Source organism: Streptomyces flavalbus, assembly GCF_042674625.1.
GTDB lineage: Bacteria > Actinomycetota > Actinomycetes > Streptomycetales > Streptomycetaceae > Streptomyces > Streptomyces flavalbus.
Window position 1 is genome coordinate 469,741 of record NZ_JBHTEB010000001.1, and the last position, 20,085, is coordinate 489,825.

The window sequence follows — 20,085 nt, forward strand, 5'->3', positions numbered from 1 at the left end:
CCGTGCCCTGGTAGACGTTGTCCGGGCGGATCCGTTGGGCCCGGACGACGACACCAGGGCGGCGCGATGAGCGAGTTGGTTCCCGGGGGCAACCTGCCCCTGCCCGGTGGCGCCGTGACGCTGCGGGTGCCCGGCCCGTTCGACGTGTCCGCGCTGATCACGGACGACGGCGGCAAGGTCGGCGGCGACGCCGACTTCGTGTTCTACAACCAGCCCGCCGCACCCGGCGCCCGGCTGGACGGCGACACCCTCACCGTCGAGCCGACCCGGCTGCGCGCCGGGGCCACCCGGGTCACCGTCGTCGTCAGCCCCGCCGACCCCGGCACCGCGCTGGGCGCCCTGCCCGCGCCCGTCCTGCACGTCACCGGCGCCCGCGGCGCCCCGGTCGCCCGGTTCGCGCCGCCCCGCCCGGACCGGGAGACGGTGTTGCTGCTCGCGGAGGTCTACCGCCGCGCCGACCAGTGGAAGCTGCGCGCCCTCGGCCAGGGGTACGCGGACGGCCTCGCGGGGCTGGCGCGGGACTTCGGGGTGGACGTGGTGGACGACGACGGCGACCCCGCACCGGACGGTCCGAGTCGCGGCCCCGGCACCCTCGCCGGGCCCCTCTCCCCCGTGGGCCAGAGCCCCGGCGGCGACCCCGACGGGTTCCTCGGTCTGGTCAACGCCGCGCGCGCCCGCGCCGGTTCACCGCCCGTCGTGCTGGACGCGCGGCTCGCCACGGCGGCCCGGGAGCACGCCGGGGCGATGGCGGCGGCCGGGCGGCTCGGCGTCGAGGGCCACGACGGCATCTCCGTGTACCGGCGGGTCACGGCGGCCGGGTTCGCGTACCTCACCGTCGGCGAGCACCTGGTCTCCGGCCCGCGCACCCCCGCCGAGTTCGTCGAGTACTGCCTGGGCGCCGACCACGCCCGGCGCACCCTGCACGACCCGGCGTTCACCCACGCCGCGCTGGGCCGCGCCGCGGAGAACCGCTCCGGGGACACGTACTGGACGGCCCTGTGGGCGCGCCCCCTGACCCCGGCCGAGCTGGAGCGCACGGCGGGCCGGGTCGTCGACCTGACCAACGCCGAGCGGAGCCGCGCCGGGCTGCGTCCGCTCACCGTGGACCCGCTGCTGACGGCCGCCGCGCAGGCGCACAGCGCCGACATGGTGGCCCGGGACTTCTACTCCCACACCTCCCCCGACGGCAGCCACCCCTGGGACCGGGCCGCCGCCGCGGGCTCCCCGCGGCGCACCATCGGGGAGAACATCGCCTGCGGCCAGCGCTCCCCCACCGAGGTGGTGACCGGCTGGATGAACAGTCCCGGCCACCGCGCCAACATCCTCAAGCCCGCCTTCACCCACATCGGGATAGGTTTCGCGGGCGGCGGCCGGGCGGGCACGTACTGGACGCAGCTCTTCGGCGCCTGACCCCAGCGGAACCTCGATCTGACCGACAGCGGACTGATCTGGGACTGATCTCGGACTGATCTTGGCGGAAGGGAACCCTCCGCGACAGGATGCACCCATGAAGGGTGACCTTTTCTCCAGTGAGCACATGGCCCAGTTCGCCACGGCGCCGGGCATGACCATCGAGAACTCCAAGTGCGTCAAGTACGCCGTGAACGGGGAGATGCTCGCCCGCCAGGGCGCGATGATCGCGTTCCGCGGCAACCTCCAGTTCGAGCGCAAGGGCCAGGGCGTGGGCGGGATGCTCAAGCGGGCGGTCACCGGTGAGGGCCTGCCGTTGATGGCGGTGCGCGGGCAGGGCGAGGCGTGGTTCGCGCAGGAGGCCCAGAACTGTTTCATCGTCGAGGTGGAGGCGGGTGACGAGTTCACCGTCAACGGCCGCAACGTGCTGTGCTTCGACGCCACGCTGTCGTACCGGATCGCCACCGTGAAGGGTGCCGGGATCACCGGCGGGGGGCTGTTCAACAGCGTCTTCTCCGGACAGGGCAGACTGGGGCTGGTGTGCGAGGGCACGCCCCTGGTCATCCCGGTGTCCCCGCAGTACCCGGTGTACGTCGACACGGACGCCGTCGTCGGCTGGACGGCGGGGCTCCAGACCTCGCTGCACCGCTCGCAGTCCATCGGCTCGATGCTGCGCGGCGGCTCCGGGGAAGCCGTACAGCTCATGCTCCAGGGCCAGGGGTACGTGGTGGTCCGGCCGAGCGAGGCCAAGCCGCACACCCCTCAGCAGCGCTGAACGAAAAGCTGAACGAAAAGCTGAACGGGAAGGTGAACAGCCTGTGATAGGCATCGCGGAGATCGAGGCCGCCGCCGAGCGGATCGCCGGACACGTGGTCCGCACCCCCACCCTGCCCAGCCCCGGTCTGTCCGCGCTGCTCGGCGTCCCCGTCACCACCAAGCTGGAGCTGCTCCAGCGCACCGGTTCGTTCAAGGCGCGCGGCGCGACGGCCAAGCTGCTGTCGCTGAGCGAGGCCGAGCGGGCGGCCGGGGTGGTGGCGGTCAGCGGGGGCAACCACGGCGTCGCGCTGGCGGTGATGTCGGCCGCGCTGGATGTGAAGGCGACGGTGGTCATGCCGCGGACGGCGCCCGCCCGGTCCGTCGAGATCGCCCGGGACGCGGGCGCCTCGGTCCGGCTGACGGACGGCATGGACGAGGCGTTCGCGCTGGTGGGGCGGTTGCGCGACGAGGGGCTCACGCTCGTGCACCCCTTCGACGACCCGGTGGTGATCGCCGGGCAGGGCACGGTGGGCCTGGAGTTCGCCGACGACGCCGACGAGGTGACCGACGTCCTGGTCAGCATCGGGGGCGGCGGGCTGATCGCCGGGGTAGCGGCGGCGCTGCGGATCCGGCGTCCGGGGGTGCGGGTCTGGGGCGTGGAGACCGAGGGCGCGGAGGCGATGTCGCGGGCGCTGGCGGCGGGCGGTCCGCTGCCGGTGCCGCTGTCGTCGGTCGTCACCACGCTCAGCGCGCCGACGGTCTCCCAGCTTACGTACGACCATGTCTCCGAGCTGGTCACCGAGGTGCTGGTGGTCCCGGACCGGGAGGCGGTACGGGGCTGTCTGGACCTCGCCGAGCACGCGAAGGTGTGGGCGGAACCGGCCGCGGGGTGCCTGCTGCCCGCCGCCCGGCGCGTGCTGGAGCGGGTCGGCCCGGAGGCCCGGCTCGGTCTGGTGGTGTGCGGCGGCAACGCCACGACCGCCGACGTCCAGGACTGGTCGGAACGGTTCGGACTGCGCCCGTAATGCGTTGATGTTCCGTCAAGAGGGCGTCCAGCAGAGGCACTTGCTCGCAAAGACGCCGTCCTGTTGAACGCCCGGCCACGCCCTCCTCGTACCACTGGGAAAAGGGTGAGGCCGGGGTGCAGCGAGGGATGACCATGGGCGAGGCGCACGTCACCGGGGACGAGTCGGTCGCCGGGCGGTACCGGCTGCTGGAGGTCGTCCACGGCGAGACCAACCGCGTGTGCTGGTCCGGCGAGGACACCCGCTCCGGGCGCCCCTGTCTGCTGACCCGTGTCGGACTGCCACCGGACACCGGCGCGGACGCGGCGCGCCTCGCCGTCGGCCGGGTGCGGCGCACCTCCGCGGCGATGGCGCTGAGCTGCCCCGGCCGGGTCGCCGCCGTCCTGGACGCGGTCGCGGAGCCGGAGGCGCTGTGGATCGTCACCGACTGGGTCACCGGAACGCCGCTCGGTGAACTCCTCGCGGCCCAGGGCGCGTTCCCCCACGCGCGGGCGGCGCGGATCGGGCTCGAACTGCTGGAGGTGCTGGAGGCCGCGCACGGGGCGGGCGTCACCCACGGGGAACTCAGCCCCGGCCAGGTGCTGGTGCCCGAGCGGGGCCCGGTCGTCGTCTGCGGCTTCGGTCTCGCGGGCGCCACCCTCGCGCCCCGGCTGACGGCACCGTCGTACGCCTCCCCCGAGCAGGCCCGGGACGAGCGGGTCGGGCCCGCGGCGGATCTGTGGGCGCTGGGCGCGATCCTCTACACGGTGGTGGAGGGGCGTCCGCCGTTCCGGGAGCGGGGGCGGTTCGAGAGCACCCTCAAGGGCGTGGACCGGCTGCCGCTGCGCACCCCGCTGCGGGCCGGTCCGCTCACCCGGGTCGTGCAGGGACTGCTGCGCAAGGACGGCAGGGAGCGGCTGACCCGGCCGGTGGTCCGGGAGGCGCTGACCCGGGTGCTGCGCGAGGACGCCGAGGCCGCGCCGCCCGCCGTACCCGCGCCCCGGTCACACCGCGCCCACCAGGGCGGGCGGGGCTGGAGCCGCCGGGCCCTGGTCGCCGGGACGACGCTGGCGGTGGTCGGCGTCGCGGTCGCCGTCCTCGTCACCACCCACCAGCTCACCCGCGCCGAGGACACCGCCGCGAGCACCCGCCCGGAGCCGTCCGCCTCCCCCACGCGCACCCCGCCACCCCCGTCGTCCACCCCTTCGGTGTCCCGGTCCGCCACGCCCACATCCGCCCCCGCCCCTACCCCCACCCCGTCGCCCACTCCGACGTCGACCCCCTCCGCGCCCCCGTCCAAGCCCTCCGCGCTGCCGCTCGGCTTCCGCCGCTACGACGCGCCGGAGGGGTTCTCCGTCGCCCTGCCCGAGGGCTGGGGGCCGGTGCGCACCACGCGCGTGCCGGGGCTCGCCTACCGCGTGGTGCTCGGCGCGCCGGGCGATCCGCGCACCCTGACCGTGACCTACAGCGAGCGCGTCGGCCCGGACCCGGTGGCCGTCTGGCGGGAGGACGTCGAGCCGGGCCTCAGGCGCGCCGGGGGCTTCCGGCGGATCGGGGACATCCGGGCGACGACGTACCAGGGCCGCCGGGCCGCCGACTTCGAGTGGCTCGCCAGGGCCCGCGGCGGCACCCTGCGCACCTTCGGCCGCGGCTTCCTCGTCGGGGAGGGCCGGGGCTTCTCGCTGCGCTGGACGACACCCGCCGACGACTTCGGCGCCACCGCCAACCGGCAGGCGCTCGACGCCTTCCTGCGCACCTTCCGGGGGGTCTCCCGCTGACGGCCGTTTCCCCCTGCGGCCCCCGGGGGACTCGCCGCACATGGTGCAAATCGGATACACGATGATGACCGAGCAGGCTGGCCCCCGTGAGCTGGTCGACCATGTCGTGGGGGCGGAGGAGGCGGGCTTCGACTTCTCCGTGACCTCCGACCACTACTTCCCCTGGCTGCGTTCGCAGGGCCACTCGCCGTACGCGTGGAGCGTGCTCGGCGCCGCCGCGCAGGCGACCCGCCGCATCCCGCTGATGACCTACGTGACCTGCCCGACCTTCCGCTACCACCCGGCGGTGGTGGCGCAGAAGGCGGCGACGGTGCAGTTGCTGTCCGAGGGGCGGTTCCGGCTCGGCCTCGGCTCCGGCGAGAACCTCAACGAGCACGTGACCGGCGGCGGCTGGCCGTCGGTCGACGTACGCCACGAGATGCTGGAGGAGGCGGTCGGGATCATCCGCGACCTCTTCCAGGGAGGTCACGTCAACCATCGCGGCCCGCACTTCGACGTGGAGTCGGCCCGGCTGTGGGACGTGCCCGACGAGCCGCCGCCGATCGGTGTCGCCGTCTCCGGCGAGCAGTCCTGCGCGCTCGCGGGCAGGCTGGCGGACCTGGTCATCGCCACCGAGCCGAAGCCCGAGCTGCTCGACTCCTTCGACCGGCACGGCGGCGCGGGCAAGCCGCGGGTGGGCCAGCTGCCGGTCAGCTACGACACCGACCGGGACGCGGCGGCGAAGCGGGCGCACGACCAGTTCCGCTGGTTCGGCAGCGGCTGGAAGGTCAACTCGGAGCTGCCGCACCCGGACGCCTTCGACGCCGCCACCCAGTTCGTCACCCCGGACGACGTCGCCGCGTCCATCCCGTGCGGGGCCGACCCGGACGACTTCGTCGAGGCGGTACGGCCCTACGCCGAGGCCGGTTTCACCGAGATCGCGCTCGTGCAGATCGGCGGGGACGCGCAGGAGCCGTTCCTGGAGTGGTCGAAGGACACGCTGCTGCCCGCGCTGCGGGACGCGTTCGGCCATCACCCGGGCGGCTGAGCATCGTGTGGCCGAGGCGGGTTACCCGAAGGGGAGTGTCCCGGCTCCGCGTCCGCACCCAGAAAGGGCCCCGTGGTGAATCCCCTCGTGCACCAGACCCTGGTCATGCAGCTCCAGACGGGCGGCACGCACCGCTTCCCGGTGCTGACCCACCTCAGCTACGACGCGGCCGACCCGTTCGCCGTCACCGCCGTGTTCAGCCATGACGGCCGGGTGCTCGCCCGGTGGCGGCTGGACCGGCAGATGCTCTCCGACGGGCTGCGCGGCCCGGTCGGGGTGGGCGACGTGCGGTTCAGCCCCACGGGCAGCAGCCGGTGGGAGGAGCTGCGGATGGAGTTCTTCGGCGACAGCCACCCGGACGGTGCCCGGCACCACGCGGTGGTGTACGCCTGGGCACCGGCCGTCGCCGCGTTCCTGCGCAAGACCTACGACGTGGTCGCCCCGGGCAGCGAGCGGGTCCACGTGGACGACTTCCTGGCGGAGGTCATCACCGACGGCTGACCCGGACCGCCGGGTCAGCGGCTGGTCCCACCGGGTCAGCGGCTGGTGTGCCGGTGCCGCGTCCACAGCGGCAGCGCGTACCAGCACACCAGGTACCAGAGCAGTACGCCGCTGACCAGCCACGGCACGTACGGGTTGTGGGTGGCCACCCGCAGGATGAGCAGCAGGGAGCAGGTCATGGTGGCCAGCAGCAGTACCAGGCCCACGTGGGTGAGCCGGGAGGCCAGCCGTACCGCCTGCGGCTTCACCCGGCGGCCGGAGACGATGCGGTGCAGCGACACGGGGCCTATCAGCGCCCCGGTCGCGGCGGCGCCCAGCATCACGGTCACGATGTAGATCGCCTGGTCGGAGTCGGTGAGCTGGCGGTAGGTAGGGGTGAACACCACGGTGAGGAGAAAGCCGAACAGGATCTGCACACCCATCTGAGCGACCCGCACCTCCTGGATCAGCTCCTGCCACATCCGGTCGGCCCTCTCCTCCTCCGTCTCGTTGCGCCCCCTGCTCCGACTGACGTTGTCGTCCGTGACGGCCACGGTGTCCTCCCGGTGCGAGCCGACCTCAGGTCTTCTGTCACAGCGGGTTCCCCGGCGAGGGGATTTGTGTCAACCGGGCCTGTCAGCGGCTACCAGCGGTGCTCGACCTGCTCCCGGATCCGCCGGTCGTACAGGTCCCCGATCGCCGTCAGCGTCTCGGGGGAGAGCGCGGGCAGCGCCGCGGCGGCGGCGTTGGCGCGGGCCTGCTCGGGTGAGCGGGCGCCGGGGATGACGGTGGTGACCCCGGGCTGCTGGATGATCCAGCGCAGCGCGAGCTGGGCGGGCGTGTAGCCCTCGGGGGCGAGGGCGGCGAACTCGGCGGCGGCCTCCACACCGGTGGCGAAGTCGACGCCGGAGAAGGTCTCGCCCTGGTCGAACGCCTCACCGTGCCGGTTGTAGGTGCGGTGGTCGTTGGCGGCGAAGACGGTGTCCTTGGTGTACTTGCCGGACAGCAGTCCGGAGGCGAGCGGCACCCGGGCGATGATGCCGACGCCCGCCTCGGCGGCGGCCGGGAGGACCTCGCGCAGCGGCTTCATCCGGAACGGGTTGAGGATGATCTGCACGCTGGCCACGTGCGGCCGGGCGATCGCGGTCAGCGCCTCCTCGCAGGTCTCCACGCTGACGCCGTAGGCGGCGATCCGCTCCTCCTCGACCAGGGTGTCGAGGGCGTCGAAGACCTCGTCGGTGGAGTAGACGGGGGTGGGCGGGCAGTGCAACTGCACCAGGTCGATGCGGTCCACGCCGAGGTTGCGCCGGGAGCGGTCGTTCCAGGCGCGGAAGTTGTCCAGGACGTAGTTCTCGGGGAGCTGGTCGACCCGGCGGCCCATCTTGGTGGCGACCAGCATCCGCAGGTCGGGGCGGGAGCGCAGGAACGCCGCGATGGTCTGCTCGCTGCGTCCGTCGCCGTAGACGTCGGCGGTGTCGAAGAAGGTCACTCCCGACTCGGCCGCCGCCTCCAGGACCGCGAGGGCCTCCTTCTCGTCGACGTCGCCCCAGTCGGCGCCGAGCTGCCAGGTGCCGAGCCCGACGACGGAGACCTGCTGGCCCAGCCTGTTCATTGCGCGTTCTTCCATGGCGTCAGTCTGCCATCCGGTCATGGGAGCGCTCCCGGGAGGACAGGGTTCGCGCGTGCAGGGTGCGGGCGAGGGCCGGGCCGAGGCGGCGCTTGAGGCGGTGTACGGCGGTCAGCCGCCCGGCGGCGCGGTCGAGCCGGTGGTACAGCCGGGGCGGCAGGTGCGGCAGCAGGGGCGAGTGGCGCTGGCCGAGCAGCGCGAACATCTCCTCGGGCGGCAGGCCGATGTAGCGCGGCAGCTCCTCGTACCAGCGGGCGCTGTAGCGGGCGGCGCTCTGCGCGGGCAGGAGGGCCGCCTTGCGGTGCCGCTCGTAGTGGGCGAGGGCGTCCGGCAGCGCGCGGTGCTCGCGCAGGGCGGCGGCGAGGGCGATGGCGTCCTCCAGGGCGAGGCGCGTCCCGGCGCCGATGGAGTAGTGGGTGGTGTGGGCGGCGTCCCCGACGAGGACGAGGTTGCCGCGGTGCCAGGTGCGGTTGGTCAGGGTGCGGAAGGTGAGCCACTGCTGGGCGGGGCCGTCGGCGGACGGGCGGGCGATCAGCCGGTGGCCGTCGAGGACGTCGGCGAAGAGGCCCTCCAGCAGGGCGAGCCCGTCGGCCTCCCCCGCGCGGTCCAGGCCGAGCCCGGTCCAGGTGGCGGGGTCGCACTCGACGACGCAGGTGCTGCGGTCGGGGCCGTACGGATAGCCGTAGCACCAGATCCAGCCGTGCGCGGTCTCGGTGAAGGCGAAGGTGAAGGCGTCGAAGACCTTGCTGGTGCCGAGCCAGACGTAGGGGTTGCGGCCGGTGCTGACGCGGGTGCCGAAGTGGTCGGCGTGGCGGCCGCGCAGGGCGCTGCGGACGCCGTCGCCCGCCACCACCAGGTCGGCCCACCCGGGCGGGTCGTCGGCGGTGATCTCCTGGCCGTACTCCAGGCGTACGCCGAGGGAGCTGGCGCGGGCCGCGAGGATCTCCAGGAGGCGGTGGCGTCCGATGCCGAAGCCCTGGTCGCCGGGGTGCCGGACGGTGTGGCCGCGGACGTGTGCGACGCCCTCGGTCCAGCTCAGCGAGCTGGCGGCGACGGCGCGCGCCGACTCGGGGTCGTGGGTGCGGAGGGTGTCGAGGAGTCCGCGCCAGTAGGTGACGCCCCAGCCGTAGGTGGAGCCCTCCGGGTCGCGTTCGTGGACGGTGATGTCGTGGGACGGGTTCTGGAGCTTCAGCAGGATCGACAGGTACAGGCTGGCGGGCCCGCCGCCGACGCAGGCGACCTTCACGCGCACCCCTTGTTCGTCACTCGCCGGAATCGTTTCGTGACGCACGGTAGCAGCCATGGGGTCGGCGACAGCCGGAGCGGCGCGACGCGACTCGTTGTCAGGCCGCGGCGGACTCGCTACCCGGCCGCGGCGGACTCGCTACCCGGCCGCGGCGCACTCGCTATCCGGCCGCGGCGGACTCGCTATCCGGCCGCGGCGATACGGCACTCCGGGTGGCCCCAGCCCTGGTCGTTCTTGGCGATGGGCTCGCCCGCCGCGTAGGAGCGTCCGCAGACGCAGCGGCCGGGGAACTTCGCCTTGATCGTGCGGGTGGAACCGCCACGCTTGGCCGCGTCGGCGCCGCCGCGCCTGGGCTGGCTGGCGGCGCCCGTGGGCTTGCGGCGCGGGGCCTTGGCGGGCGGGGCGTCCGGGGCGGGCGGCGGCTCCGGGGAGCCGAGGGCGCTGCCCGCGGGCTGCTGGGCCACGGCGGCCTGGCTGGCGGCGCGGTCGGCGAAGTCGTTCAGCCGGTCGCCGTCGACCTGGTGGGCGGGGACGTAGCGGAACTCCACGTCACGCCCGCCGAGGAGTTCGTCGATGCGGACGACGAGTTCCTGGTTGGCGACCGGCTTCCCGGCGGCGGTGCGCCAGCCGTTGCGCTTCCAGTTCGGCAGCCAGGTGGTGACCGCCTTCATCGCGTACTGGGAGTCCATCCGGACCTCCAGCGGCACCGCGGGGTCGGTCGCCGTCAACAGCCGCTCCAAAGCGGTGAGTTCGGCGACGTTGTTGGTGTTCCTGCCGAGCGCCCCGGCCTCCCAGCGGGCCGGGGTCTCCGTCTCGTCCGCGACGACCCAGGCCCAGCCCGCCGGTCCCGGGTTTCCCTTCGAAGCCCCGTCGCACGCGGCCACCACACGTTCACGCATGGGTCCGATCATGCCACGGCGGCCCTGGGGCCAGGACGCCGAGGTCAGGACACGTCGGTGGCCCGCGGGGGCTCGCCCGCGGTGGTGGAGGTGTCGATCACCGAGAAGTTGGCGCCCTGCGGGTCGGTGAGCGCGGCGAACCGTCCGAAGGGGGTGTCGACCGGCCCGAACCGGAGCGTGGCGCCGAGCTTGGTGGCGCGGGAGACGGCACCGTCGCAGTCGTCGACGCCGAAGTAGACGTTGATGTACGGCGGCACCTCGGGCGGGAACTCCTCCGTCATCCGCATCCGGCCGAGGACGGGGTCCGCGCCGAGGTCGAAGACCCGGAAGTCGACCGCGTCGTCCTGCAACTGCTTGGCGCGGTAGCCGAAGACGGCCGGGAAGAACGCGTCGGACTTCTCCGGCTCACGCGTGAAGACCTCGGCCCAGGCGAACGCGCCGTGCTGGCCCGGCGACGCTTCGAAGCCCTCGTGGCTGCCCGCCTGCCAGACGCCGAAGACGACGCCGCTGGGGTCGCGGGCCAGGCACATGGTGCCGAACTCACCGACCCGCATCGGCTCCATCAGCACCTCGCCACCGTGCTCACGGATGCGACTGGCGGTGGCGGCGGCGTCCTCGGCGGCGAAGTACAGGCACCACTGGGACTGGCCCTCCTGGCCGGGCATCGGCGGTACGACCGCCGCGGCGGCCTTGCCGTCGGCGCGGGCCTCCGTGTAGTTGCCGAACTCCGTCGACGCCTCGCCGAAGGTCCAGCCGAGGACGTCGCCGTAGAAGGTCTTCGCCCCCTCCACGTCGCTGAACATCGCGTCGGCCCAACAGGGGGTTCCCTCGGGTTGTACGGCCATGGCTGCGGCCCTCTTCCCATCGGTGGTCTGTCCGCATCCTCACGCTAGCCATCCGAGGGCCGGGCCGCGCGCCGAACGCGGGACCCCTCTCAGGCGGGTATCGGCCGAGGGGCCAGGGGGTAGCCGCTGCCCTCCGCCCGCGCGCCCCGCCCACCGCCGCTCCGGCCGTTGCCCCGACCCCCCACCGGGCCACCGCCGCGCCTCCCCGGCCGCCGCTCGCACCGACCGACCCCTCTCCCCCACCACCACGACCACGGTCCGCCCGCGCACCCCGGCACGCCCGGACACCGCGCGGGCCAGTCACCGCGGGAAGCCCGCCACCCCCACGTGGTGATCACCGGCTGCCACAACGACACCTACGGCCAGGCGTCCCGCGAGGTGTCCCTGATCAACGCCCACTACATCTGCGACATCCACCCACGCTCCGCGTACTTCCGTGCGCTGTCCCGCAACCGCCTGGTCCCGGTCCACGTACAGGACCTCACCCAGGCGACCATCCCCTACTGGGAACTCCGCAAGGAAGCCGACCACCTGACCACCGGCATCGAGGAACCGGACGCCGTTCGGCGGGCGGCAGGACAGCGGCCCGCCGAGCAGCGACGGCCGCTCCCGCGACGCGTGCGGAAGCGGCCGTTTGGTCACCAGCAGAGCGAGCCCACGTTGCCCACCTCGTTGCCCTTGAGCAGGCCGCCCCAGATGTAGTTGCCGTCCAGGAGGTACACCCACTTGTTGTGGGTGTAGCCGTTGGCGGAGACCATGCCGCCCTCGAGCCAGCACACGGCGGTGAGGTTCTGGTTCGCCGCGACGGTGTAGGCGATGCCGTAGTCCGTCGACGGCCCCGTGCGCACGTTGCCCTGGACCCAGGTGGTGACCGTCTCGAAGGCGGCACTCACGTTCGTCCGGTCGGCCTGTGGAGCTTCCGCCGCGGAGGCCGGAGCCGCCGTACCCGCGGCGGCCATCACGCCCACCGCGGCCGTGATCATGATCTTGGTCAGCGGGCGCGAAGTCGTCCTGCGCATCTTCTGATTCCCCCTGATGGGTTCCGGGAGGCCCGAGTCGGCGACCTCCCTCCTGCCGCCAGTGTCACCAGGGGTGGGGTGCCGTGGACAGCCTTTCCAAAATCCTCGAAACGTTGCCGCGGCCGTACGGCCAGCGGACAGTGCGAGCCGAGTACAGGACGGCCCCACGACGGGATCAGACCGTGAGGACGAGCTTGCCCTGGAGGTGACCGCTGTCGAGTAGCCGGTGCGCGTCGGCGACGCGCTCGAACGGGAACGTTTCCTGCACGTGGACGCGGAGCCTGCCCTGTTCGACGAGTCCGGCGAGACCTCGCAGGGCGACCGGGTCCTGGTCGACCGCGATGCCGCTGAAGCGCATACCGGCCGCCTCGTACCTGGCGATGAGCCGCGAATCCCCCTCGGCGACCGCCGTCACCAGGTGACCGCCTCGGCGGAGCACGTGGAGCGACCGCTCGACGGTGTCGCCACCGATCGTGTCGAGCACGACGTCGATGTCGCGGACCGCCTCGGTGAAGTCGACCGCCGTGTAGTCGATCACCTCGTCGGCGCCGAACCCCTCGACGAACGTCCGCTTGCTCCCGCTGGCGGTCGCGATCACGTACGCGCCGAGCGCCTTCGCGAGCTGGATCGCGACATGGCCGACCCCGCCACCACCGCCGTGGACCAGGACACGGTCGCCCTCGGTCACGCCGCCGAGGTCGACGAGGCCCTGCCACGCCGTCAGCCCGACGATCGGCAGCGCCGACGCCTCGACGTGCGAGAGCGAGGCGGGCTTGTGCGCCAGGTGCATCGCTGGCGCTGACACGACCTCGGCGTACGCGCTCGCCGCCCGGGGGAACATCGGCATCCCGAACACCTCGTCGCCGGGCCTGAACCGCCACGTCTGCGGCGCCCTTTCGACCACGCCGCTGATGTCCCAGCCGAGGACGAACGGCGGCTGGCCGATCAGCGGGAACTCACCGGCGCGCAGACGCGCCTCCAGCGGGTTCAGCCCGATCGCCTTGACGCGGACGAGGACCTCGCCCGGAAGGGGCTGCGGCTCGGGCGCGTCCACGATGGTGAGCACCTCGGGACCGCCGAGCGTTTCCTGGGTGATGACTCGCATGACTCTCCTGGCTCTTCGGAAGGGGAGGGAAGCCAGGCTATGAACCCGATAGGTACCGGCGGGTTCCCACGGCGCGGGTACCTTGGGCGGATGAGCGGTTTCGGTCCCGGCGATCCCTTTCTCGCCGACTGTCCGGCGCGTCTGGCGGTCGAGCTGATCGCCGACAAGTGGACGGTGGTCGTGCTCTACGGCCTCAGCAGGGGACCGGTGCGCCATGGCGAGCTGATCGACCTGATCGGCGGCATCTCCCGCAAGATGCTCACCCAGACGCTCCGACGGCTCCAGGCGCACGGACTCATCCACCGCCACGCCTACGCCGGCGTGCCGCCCCGCGTCGAGTACGAACTCACGCCGCTCGGGGCGACGCTGATCGACCCGATCCACACGCTGACCGAGTGGGCGAGGGCGAACGGCGACGCGGTGCTCGACGCGCTCGACGCCGATCCGGCTCGCGGGCCTGGTGTCTCGTGAGTCCAGAGGGCGCCGGAGAGTATCAGGCGGAAGAGGGGTCCGTGGCGGTCCCGGTGAGGTCGGTCAGAGTGCCGTCCGGAACCACAGCACGGCGTGGGTCTCGTCATCTTGTTCGCCTGTTTGAAGGCCCCGTCCAGCGCATGGGCAGGGCACGACGGAGGTGTGGCACCTGGGGGCGGACGCGGCGTACCGGATGGGGTGCCGAAGGCGGCGATGGGCGTCCCGGCCCGGCACGCACCGCGCCCAGCAGGGCCGCTGGCGCGACCCTCACCGCACGCCCCTGGCAGATGACCCACCCCGTGGTGCGGGCGCTCAGTCGTCCAGCACGGCCAAGGCGTCGATCTCCACGAGGAGCCCTGGCGGAAGCGGCATGTAGACGGTGGTGCGGGCGGGGAACGGTTCGCTGACGGCCGTCGCGTACGCGTCGTTCATCTCGGCCAGGTGGGCCGGGTCGGTGAGGTGGACGCGGAGCATGATGACGTCCTCCAGGGCCGCGCCGCCCGCCTTGAGTACGGCGGTGACGTTGCGCAGGGTCTGTGCGGTCTGCTCGGCGACCGTGGTCCCGACGACAGCGCCGGTGTCCGGGTCGAGCGGGAGCTGCCCGGAGACCTGGAGGAAGGGGCCCTTGCGGATGCCCTGGGAGAGCGGGGCGCCGGGCAGGGTGGGCGCGTGCTCGGTCGTGATGACGGTTCTGGTCATGGTGGCGTGTCCTCGGGTCGTACGGGGTGATGCTGGGGCGGCGGGAAGGGGTGGGCGCGGTTCAGGTCCAGGCGCGTCGTTCCTCGTCCCGGGGGTCGTCGACCTGGGTCCACTCGGTGTCGGCGTCGATGTGCAGCGTGGCGCGCCGCTCGGTGTCGTAGGGGTCCCAGCCGGGGTGGCCGGTCGTGGCGAAGCGGACCCAGGTGTCGTGCACGCGGGTGGCCAGCGGCGCGGGGGGCTTGTCGGGGCCGAGCAGGGCGGCCGGGCCCTGGAGCTGGGGCAGGTGCGCGAGGTCGAAGACGAACGGGAGTTCCACGGCGTGGGTGGCGCCGAGGTCTCCGTCGAGCGCCGGGGAGCGCCAAGCGAACTCGTAGGCGAAGGTGGTGGACCCGGGGTGGGCGGCGTGCGCGTCGGCCAGCGCCCAACTGCCCGCGCCGAACAGCGCGTCGCCCAGGATGGCGGAGCGCAGTTCGCCGGGGGACGCCTCGGGTCGGGTGGCGCGGTACGTCCCGACGAGCCTCGCCGGGTCCGGGTGCGCACGCGTCGCCACGTCGTCGACGTCGGCGGCGGTGGAGGTGGCGTACTTGTCGACCGGGACCAGGTAGAGGTTCCCCTCCTCGGTGTTGGTGCCGATGAGCAGGTCGATGTCGGCGCCGGGTCCGGCGGCGACGGAGGCGGCGGGCTGGGTGTCCAGGACCAGGCTGAACGGGCTGAGGCCGAGCAGCGGGTCGTGGTGGGTGCCGGTGCGCAGGTCGATGCCCGCGAGCCCGGAGGCGGCCTCGACGAGGCGTTCGTCGGGGATGTCGGCGAAGGCGTCGGCGTGCGGCCTGACGCCCAGCGCCTCGGCGGCGGCCCTGGTGACACGGGCGGCCTGCTCGGACGTGAACGCCCCGAGGCCGCTGCCGCTCTGGATGACCGCCCGGCGGAACAGGCCGGTGGCGTCCGGCGTGGCGAGGACGCCGCCGACGATGGTCGCCCCGGCCGACTGGCCGAAGAGGGTGACCGCGTCGGGGTCACCGCCGAACGCGGCGATGTTCTCCCGCACCCAGCGCAGGGCGGCGACCACGTCGAGCAGGCCGCGGTTGGCGGGCGCACCGGGCAGGTCGAGGAAACCGGCGATGCCGAGCCGGTAGTTGAGGGTGACGAGGACGACGCCGTCGCGGGCGAAGGCGGAACCGTCGTACAGGGCGGAGCGGGTCGATCCGGCGACGAAGCCGCCGCCGTGCACGAAGACCATGACGGGCAGGCCGTCCCCCGCGCCCGCGGGGGCCCACACGTTGACGGTGAGGTAGTCCGCACCGCGGCTCCAGCCGGTGCCGAAGTAGGGGGTCATGTCCACGCTGCCGAGCCTGCGCTCGGACTGCGGTGCGGTGGGCCCCGGCAGGGTGGCGTCCCGGACACCGTCCCAGGGGGCGTGCGGCCGGGGCGGCGCGAACCGGTCGGCGCCGTGCGGCGGGGCGGCGTAGGGAATGTTCAGGAAGGCGGTGGTGCTGTCGTCCTGGCGCAGACCGCGGACGGCTCCGCGCGTGGTGGTCACGACGGGTTCGGGGTGGTGGCTCATGGTTCGTGTCTCTCCGCGGGCGTCAGCCCTGCTCGGTGTACGGGCTGAAGGGAGCCCAGCCCTTGATGGCGAACGTGCCGCCCTGGCGTACGACCTCGGCGGCGCCGTGGCCGCCCAGGTGCGCGGGGATCACGAGGGCGTTGTTGTCGGCCGCCCAGCCCAGCACCTTGCGGCGGGTGGCGCGGGCGCCCGCGGGGTCCTCGCAGAAGCAACTGTTGGCGTCCGGTTCGACGATCTGCACCGGGCTGTGCAGCATGTCGCCGACGAACACCGCGCGGTCCGTTCCGGAGGTGAGGGTCAGCACGGAGGAGCCGGGGGTGTGGCCGGGGGCCGCGTCCAGGCGCAGGGCGGAGTCGATCTGGTGGCTCCGCTCCCACAGCAGTGTCTGACCGGCCTGGTGGACCGGGGCCACACTGTCCTCGAAGACGTTCTGGTTGCCACGGCCGAGCAACGGCTTGTGGCCGTTCTCGGGGTTCCAGAAGTCGAAGTCGTCCTTGGGCATCAGGTACGTGGCGTTGGGGAAGGTGGGCACCCACCGCCGCCCGTCCAGGTAGGTGTTCCAGCCGACGTGGTCGATGTGGAGATGCGTGTTGACGACGATGTCCACGTCCTCGGGCGCGACACCGGCGCGGGCGAGGTTGGCGAGGAAGTCCGTGTTCAGATGGCTCCAGACCGGCGCGTACGGGCGCTCCTTGTGGTTGCCCACGCCCGTGTCGACGAGGATGGTCCTGCCCTCACTGCGCAGCAGCCAGGTCTGGATCGCGGAATTCACGATATTGGTTTCCGCGTCCAGGAAATGCGGAGCGAGCCATGGCTCGGCGGCTTCCCAGGTTTCCTTCGAGCTTTCCGGGAAGAACGTGTCGGGTGTCATGTCGACCGAGCCGTAGTATTCCCAGACGCGAGTGATCGTGACATTGCCGAGTTTGATCTGTTCCATGATTCTCCATCGGGTGTACGGCGACTCCTCGGTCACGCTACGAGCGGTGCGGCGGGGGCGGTATCAGTCACGTGACTGCACCCGTCCACCGGCATCAGGTCGCAGGCCAGGCCGCTTGTAGCCTGGTGGGGGCAGGGCAGGCAGCGGCTCCGCTTGACGAACCACGATTCCCGATTCCTGGAGACACCCGGTGGATGAGCAGGCAGGCGGCCCCCGAGCGGTCGCGGGAGAGGAGTCGGGCGGCGAAGCGAATCTCATCGGCCGGGACGCGGAACTGGCGCGCCTTTTTCGCGCGGTGGACGCGGCGGCGTCGGCGGACCAGGTTCTTGTTCTCCGCGGGGAGGTGGGAGTGGGGAAAAGCGCCCTGCTGGACCGCGCGGCGCACCGGGCCGAGACCCACGGCACGCGCGTCCTGCGCGCCGAGGGCAGCGAGTCGGAGGCGGACCTGGCCTTCTCCGCCCTGCACCTGCTGCTGCGGCCGGTGTCGGCTGAGGTGGGCGAACTGCCCGAGCGGCAGCGGGCGGCGTTGCACAGCGCCTTCGGCGCCGGTACGGCCTCGGAGGAACCCGACCTCATGCTCGTCGGGGTCGCCGTCATGAGTCTGCTGTCCGCGGTGGCGGAACGGGGGCCGGTCCTCGTCGTCCTGGACGACGCGCAGTGGTTCGACCGGGCCTCCCTTGACGTACTCGCCTTCGCTGTCCGGCGGCTGGCGGGCGAACCGGTCACGACGCTGATCGCGGCCCGGCCCGGCGACCGTCTCCCCGGCTTCGACCGGCACCTGCCGACCCTCACCGTCGGTCCGCTCGACGACTCCGCGGCGAACCGGTTGCTCGACCGGCAGCCGGGGCACCCGGCCGGTCGGACGCGGACGCGTATCCTCGCGCAGGCCGAGGGCAATCCGCTGGCGCTGACCGAACTGACCAGGGCGGCCACCGCACCCGACGCGGCGGCCACCGGGCAGCCGCCCGCGGGGCCGCTCCCCCTCCCCGAACACCTCGAACGCGTCTTCGCGGCCCGCCTGCCCGGCCTCCCGGCCGCCACCACACGCGCCCTGCTGCTCCTGGCCGCCGTGGACAACGCGGACTTCGCGGATACTGCGGAATCGGCGGACTCGGCGGCGATGGGCGGTCTGGGCCTGCTGCCGGGTATCGCGGGCCCCGCGCCCACCACCCCGTCCCAGCTACCAGGCACGGCCGACTCCACGTCCGCAGGTTCGACCTCACTGTCGATGAGCGCCGACTCCGCGAGCGCCGTTCCGGGCCCGGTGTCGTACACCGAAGGTGATGTCTGGCCGCCCGCCGAACAGGCCGGGCTGATCCGGCGGACCGGCCACGGGCTCCCGCGCTTCAGCCACCCCTTGATCCGGTCCGCCGTCTACCACGCCGCCGCCCCCGACGCCCGGCGCGCCGCCCACCTCGCGCTCGCCGAGCTGCTGCGTGCCGTGCCGGACCGGCGCGCCTGGCACCTCGCCGCCGCGGCCACCGCCCCGGACGCGGCCGTGTCGGCGGAGCTGGAGCGGACCGCCGAGCGGGCCCGGCGCCGTGGCGGCCACGCGGCGGCGGCGACGGCCCTGCACCGCGCCGCTGACCTGGCACCGCGTCGCGAGGACGGTGCCCGGCTGCTGGTCGCCGCCGCCGCGCAGGCCGTACTCACCGGTGACCTCGCCTGGGTGGAGGAACTGGCCGCCGCGGCACGCGCGCGTACCGACGACCCCGCGCTCCTCGCCGAGGCCGCCGCGCAGGTGGGACGGCTGGCCGTGCTGACCGCCCGCCACCCCGTGGTCTTCGCCCGGCTGGCGGACGCGGCCGAGGAGTTGGCGGCCGACCGGCACCGGTCCCCCACCGCTCTCGACCTCCTGGCGGGCGCCGCCGTGGTCCGCTTCTACTGCGCGGAGGACACCCAGCGGCAGCGTGTCGAGGCCGTCCTGGACCGCCTCCCGCAGGACGACGCGGCCCAGGCATGGCTGCGCGCTTGGGTGCGGGCCGTGTCCGACCCCTTCGCCAACAGGGCCGCACTGCTCTCCCTGCTGCCACGGGTCGCCGCCGAGGCGCGACGGCGACCCGACCGGCTCACCGCCTTCGCGGTCATGGCCTGGCTGCTGGACGAGACCCCGCGGGCCGCCCGCGCCTTCGACGAGGCGTTCGACCGCTGGGGGCTGCGCGGCCCGCTGCCGGACGGGCTCGGCGGCGCCGCCGCCTGGACCTACGTGGAACTGGGACGATGGGGGCGCGCCCGGGAATCCTGCGCCCGCAGCGGCGCGCTCGGCGCGACGGCCGGGCTCGACCACGCCGTGGCGTGTGCCACGGCCGTGGACGCCACCGTGCTGGCCTACCAGGGCGACACGGCCGGGGCGCGTGCCCGGGCGGCGGAGGCGCTGGCCCTCATCGACCCGCTGGAGAGCCGCTCGGTGGCGGTCTACGCCCGTCGCGCACTCGGCGTCGCGGCCCTGGCGGAAGGCGCGCACGAGACGGCGTACGACCAACTCCGCGCCGTCTTCACGGCGGACGGCGCGCCCGTGCACTACCACGCGTCCTACCCGGCCCTCGCGGACCTGGCCGCCGCGGCGGTCCGCAGCGGCCACCGTGACCGGGCCGCCGCGATCGTGGAGCGTTCGGCGCGCGCCCTCGCCCACAACGCCTCGCCCCGACTGCGCGCGCTGATCGAGCGGGCCCGCGGTCTGCTGGCCGACGCCGACCGCGCCGAGCCGCACTTCCGGGCCGCCCTGGCCGATCCCGTACTGGAGCACTGGCCCTTCGAACGCGCCCTGGCCCTGCTGGACCTCGCCGAGTGGCTGCGTCGCCGTCGGCGCATCGCCGAGGCGCGGGCGCCACTCGCCGAGGCGCTGGACACGTTCCGGCGGCTGGGTGCCCGCCCGTGGATCGAGCGTGCCCGGACCGAGGCGCGCGCCGCGGGGCTCGACGTCACGGACTCCGCTCCCGACGCGCTCGCCGAACTCTCCCCGCAACAGCAGCAGATCATCCGGCTCGCCGCTCGTGGGCTGACCAACCGGGAGATCGGGGAGAGACTGTTCCTCTCCCCGCGCACGGTCGGCTCGCACCTCTACCGCAGCTTCCCCAGACTCGGCATCACCGCCCGCTCCCAACTGCGCGACCTCGTCGAAGGCGCCCTGGCCCCCGAGGGCCGTCAGGGCTGAAGCCCGCCCCGGGCGGCCGAAGCAGTCAGCTGACGGATACCGCGCGGCAACCCGCCGAACCAGACTG

18 protein-coding genes and 1 pseudogene are annotated in these 20,085 nt (G+C 73.5%); 9 read left to right on the plus strand and 10 right to left on the minus strand.

All coding sequences use genetic code 11. The annotated features are described in order from the left end of the window. Nucleotides 1-66: 66 nt before the first annotated feature. The 6 genes from ACFQZ6_RS02065 (at nucleotide 67) to ACFQZ6_RS02090 (ending at nucleotide 6,476) form a co-directional block, all read left to right on the plus strand. Nucleotides 67-1,410, plus strand: coding sequence for a CAP domain-containing protein (locus tag ACFQZ6_RS02065; protein WP_381604610.1), 1,344 nt, complete (start codon nucleotides 67-69; stop codon nucleotides 1,408-1,410). A 97-nt stretch (nucleotides 1,411-1,507) separates the two neighbouring features. After that, nucleotides 1,508-2,185 (plus strand): AIM24 family protein, encoded by a 678-nt coding sequence (locus tag ACFQZ6_RS02070; RefSeq protein ID WP_381604611.1) that lies wholly within the window; start codon nucleotides 1,508-1,510, stop codon nucleotides 2,183-2,185. A gap of 43 nt (nucleotides 2,186-2,228) precedes the next feature. Continuing rightward, complete coding sequence (locus ACFQZ6_RS02075; RefSeq protein WP_381604612.1) at nucleotides 2,229-3,191, plus strand: threonine/serine dehydratase; 963 nt, start codon at nucleotides 2,229-2,231, stop codon at nucleotides 3,189-3,191. 128 nt (nucleotides 3,192-3,319) lie between these two features. Further along, nucleotides 3,320-4,948: a serine/threonine-protein kinase gene (locus ACFQZ6_RS02080; RefSeq protein ID WP_381604613.1), complete on the plus strand. Its 1,629-nt coding sequence runs from the start codon at nucleotides 3,320-3,322 to the stop codon at nucleotides 4,946-4,948. 40 nt (nucleotides 4,949-4,988) lie between these two features. Then, complete coding sequence (locus ACFQZ6_RS02085) at nucleotides 4,989-5,975, plus strand: LLM class F420-dependent oxidoreductase (protein ID WP_381604614.1); 987 nt, start codon at nucleotides 4,989-4,991, stop codon at nucleotides 5,973-5,975. A 75-nt stretch (nucleotides 5,976-6,050) separates the two neighbouring features. Then, on the plus strand, nucleotides 6,051-6,476 hold the full coding sequence (locus tag ACFQZ6_RS02090) for an SsgA family sporulation/cell division regulator (RefSeq protein ID WP_381617995.1): 426 nt from the start codon (nucleotides 6,051-6,053) through the stop codon (nucleotides 6,474-6,476). Nucleotides 6,477-6,511: 35 nt separating this feature from the next. On the opposite strand, the gene ACFQZ6_RS02095 is transcribed toward ACFQZ6_RS02090, so the two are convergent. The 5 genes from ACFQZ6_RS02095 to ACFQZ6_RS02115 all read right to left on the minus strand — a co-directional run bounded on the left by ACFQZ6_RS02095 (nucleotide 6,512) and on the right by ACFQZ6_RS02115 (nucleotide 11,072). Further along, complete coding sequence (locus ACFQZ6_RS02095) at nucleotides 6,512-7,009, minus strand: DUF6328 family protein (RefSeq protein ID WP_381604615.1); 498 nt, start codon at nucleotides 7,007-7,009, stop codon at nucleotides 6,512-6,514. Between the two features lie 89 nt (nucleotides 7,010-7,098). Beyond that, nucleotides 7,099-8,082: an aldo/keto reductase gene (locus ACFQZ6_RS02100; RefSeq protein WP_381604616.1), complete on the minus strand. Its 984-nt coding sequence runs from the start codon at nucleotides 8,080-8,082 to the stop codon at nucleotides 7,099-7,101. 4 nt (nucleotides 8,083-8,086) lie between these two features. Beyond that, on the minus strand, nucleotides 8,087-9,334 hold the full coding sequence (locus ACFQZ6_RS02105; protein ID WP_381604617.1) for an FAD-dependent monooxygenase: 1,248 nt from the start codon (nucleotides 9,332-9,334) through the stop codon (nucleotides 8,087-8,089). A 176-nt stretch (nucleotides 9,335-9,510) separates the two neighbouring features. Beyond that, on the minus strand, nucleotides 9,511-10,239 hold the full coding sequence (locus tag ACFQZ6_RS02110) for a ribonuclease H family protein (protein WP_381604618.1): 729 nt from the start codon (nucleotides 10,237-10,239) through the stop codon (nucleotides 9,511-9,513). A gap of 32 nt (nucleotides 10,240-10,271) precedes the next feature. Further along, entirely contained in the window at nucleotides 10,272-11,072 is an 801-nt protein-coding gene (locus ACFQZ6_RS02115; RefSeq protein WP_381604619.1) for a VOC family protein, read from the minus strand. A gap of 324 nt (nucleotides 11,073-11,396) precedes the next feature. On the opposite strand from ACFQZ6_RS02115, the pseudogene ACFQZ6_RS02120 reads away from it, so the two are divergent. Next, a pseudogene (locus ACFQZ6_RS02120) lies at nucleotides 11,397-11,624 on the plus strand (SAM-dependent methyltransferase); the annotation flags it as partial. An 86-nt stretch (nucleotides 11,625-11,710) separates the two neighbouring features. Here ACFQZ6_RS02120 and ACFQZ6_RS02125 read toward each other — a convergent pair. Both ACFQZ6_RS02125 and ACFQZ6_RS02130 read right to left on the minus strand, forming a co-directional pair. After that, the gene (locus ACFQZ6_RS02125; protein ID WP_381604620.1) at nucleotides 11,711-12,091 is read right to left on the minus strand and encodes an SH3 domain-containing protein; all 381 of its coding nucleotides are present in this window, start codon (nucleotides 12,089-12,091) and stop codon (nucleotides 11,711-11,713) included. Nucleotides 12,092-12,266: 175 nt separating this feature from the next. Beyond that, nucleotides 12,267-13,196 (minus strand): NADP-dependent oxidoreductase, encoded by a 930-nt coding sequence (locus ACFQZ6_RS02130; protein WP_381604621.1) that lies wholly within the window; start codon nucleotides 13,194-13,196, stop codon nucleotides 12,267-12,269. 90 nt (nucleotides 13,197-13,286) lie between these two features. Between ACFQZ6_RS02130 and ACFQZ6_RS02135 the strand changes: the two genes are divergently transcribed. After that, complete coding sequence (locus ACFQZ6_RS02135) at nucleotides 13,287-13,667, plus strand: winged helix-turn-helix transcriptional regulator (RefSeq protein ID WP_381604622.1); 381 nt, start codon at nucleotides 13,287-13,289, stop codon at nucleotides 13,665-13,667. Nucleotides 13,668-13,979: 312 nt separating this feature from the next. On the opposite strand, the gene ACFQZ6_RS02140 is transcribed toward ACFQZ6_RS02135, so the two are convergent. The 3 genes from ACFQZ6_RS02140 to ACFQZ6_RS02150 all read right to left on the minus strand — a co-directional run bounded on the left by ACFQZ6_RS02140 (nucleotide 13,980) and on the right by ACFQZ6_RS02150 (nucleotide 16,864). Further along, nucleotides 13,980-14,366, minus strand: a complete 387-nt coding sequence (locus ACFQZ6_RS02140) for a RidA family protein (protein ID WP_381604623.1) — start codon at nucleotides 14,364-14,366, stop codon at nucleotides 13,980-13,982. Between the two features lie 61 nt (nucleotides 14,367-14,427). Next, nucleotides 14,428-15,927, minus strand: a complete 1,500-nt coding sequence (locus tag ACFQZ6_RS02145) for a carboxylesterase/lipase family protein (RefSeq protein WP_381604624.1) — start codon at nucleotides 15,925-15,927, stop codon at nucleotides 14,428-14,430. A gap of 22 nt (nucleotides 15,928-15,949) precedes the next feature. Next, nucleotides 15,950-16,864 carry an MBL fold metallo-hydrolase gene (locus ACFQZ6_RS02150; RefSeq protein ID WP_381604625.1) on the minus strand — a complete coding sequence of 305 codons (915 nt, stop codon included), beginning with the start codon at nucleotides 16,862-16,864 and terminating at the stop codon, nucleotides 15,950-15,952. A 190-nt stretch (nucleotides 16,865-17,054) separates the two neighbouring features. Between ACFQZ6_RS02150 and ACFQZ6_RS02155 the strand changes: the two genes are divergently transcribed. Continuing rightward, nucleotides 17,055-20,018 carry an AAA family ATPase gene (locus ACFQZ6_RS02155; RefSeq protein ID WP_381604626.1) on the plus strand — a complete coding sequence of 988 codons (2,964 nt, stop codon included), beginning with the start codon at nucleotides 17,055-17,057 and terminating at the stop codon, nucleotides 20,016-20,018. Nucleotides 20,019-20,085: the final 67 nt, after the last annotated feature.

What these genes read in the sequence shown, in the direction of transcription:
- ACFQZ6_RS02100 (WP_381604616.1), bottom strand. Translation starts at nt 8,082, where the DNA reads ATGGAAGAACGCGCAATGAACAGGCTGGGCCAGCAGGTCTCCGTCGTC.
- ACFQZ6_RS02110 (WP_381604618.1), bottom strand. Translation starts at nt 10,239, where the DNA reads ATGATCGGACCCATGCGTGAACGTGTGGTGGCCGCGTGCGACGGGGCT.
- ACFQZ6_RS02070 (WP_381604611.1), top strand. Translation starts at nt 1,508, where the DNA reads ATGAAGGGTGACCTTTTCTCCAGTGAGCACATGGCCCAGTTCGCCACG.
- ACFQZ6_RS02065 (WP_381604610.1), top strand. Translation starts at nt 67, where the DNA reads ATGAGCGAGTTGGTTCCCGGGGGCAACCTGCCCCTGCCCGGTGGCGCC.
- ACFQZ6_RS02145 (WP_381604624.1), bottom strand. Translation starts at nt 15,927, where the DNA reads ATGAGCCACCACCCCGAACCCGTCGTGACCACCACGCGCGGAGCCGTC.
- ACFQZ6_RS02085 (WP_381604614.1), top strand. Translation starts at nt 4,989, where the DNA reads ATGGTGCAAATCGGATACACGATGATGACCGAGCAGGCTGGCCCCCGT.
- ACFQZ6_RS02080 (WP_381604613.1), top strand. Translation starts at nt 3,320, where the DNA reads ATGACCATGGGCGAGGCGCACGTCACCGGGGACGAGTCGGTCGCCGGG.
- ACFQZ6_RS02125 (WP_381604620.1), bottom strand. Translation starts at nt 12,091, where the DNA reads ATGCGCAGGACGACTTCGCGCCCGCTGACCAAGATCATGATCACGGCC.
- ACFQZ6_RS02130 (WP_381604621.1), bottom strand. Translation starts at nt 13,196, where the DNA reads ATGCGAGTCATCACCCAGGAAACGCTCGGCGGTCCCGAGGTGCTCACC.
- ACFQZ6_RS02135 (WP_381604622.1), top strand. Translation starts at nt 13,287, where the DNA reads ATGAGCGGTTTCGGTCCCGGCGATCCCTTTCTCGCCGACTGTCCGGCG.
- ACFQZ6_RS02140 (WP_381604623.1), bottom strand. Translation starts at nt 14,366, where the DNA reads ATGACCAGAACCGTCATCACGACCGAGCACGCGCCCACCCTGCCCGGC.
- ACFQZ6_RS02150 (WP_381604625.1), bottom strand. Translation starts at nt 16,864, where the DNA reads ATGGAACAGATCAAACTCGGCAATGTCACGATCACTCGCGTCTGGGAA.
- ACFQZ6_RS02115 (WP_381604619.1), bottom strand. Translation starts at nt 11,072, where the DNA reads ATGGCCGTACAACCCGAGGGAACCCCCTGTTGGGCCGACGCGATGTTC.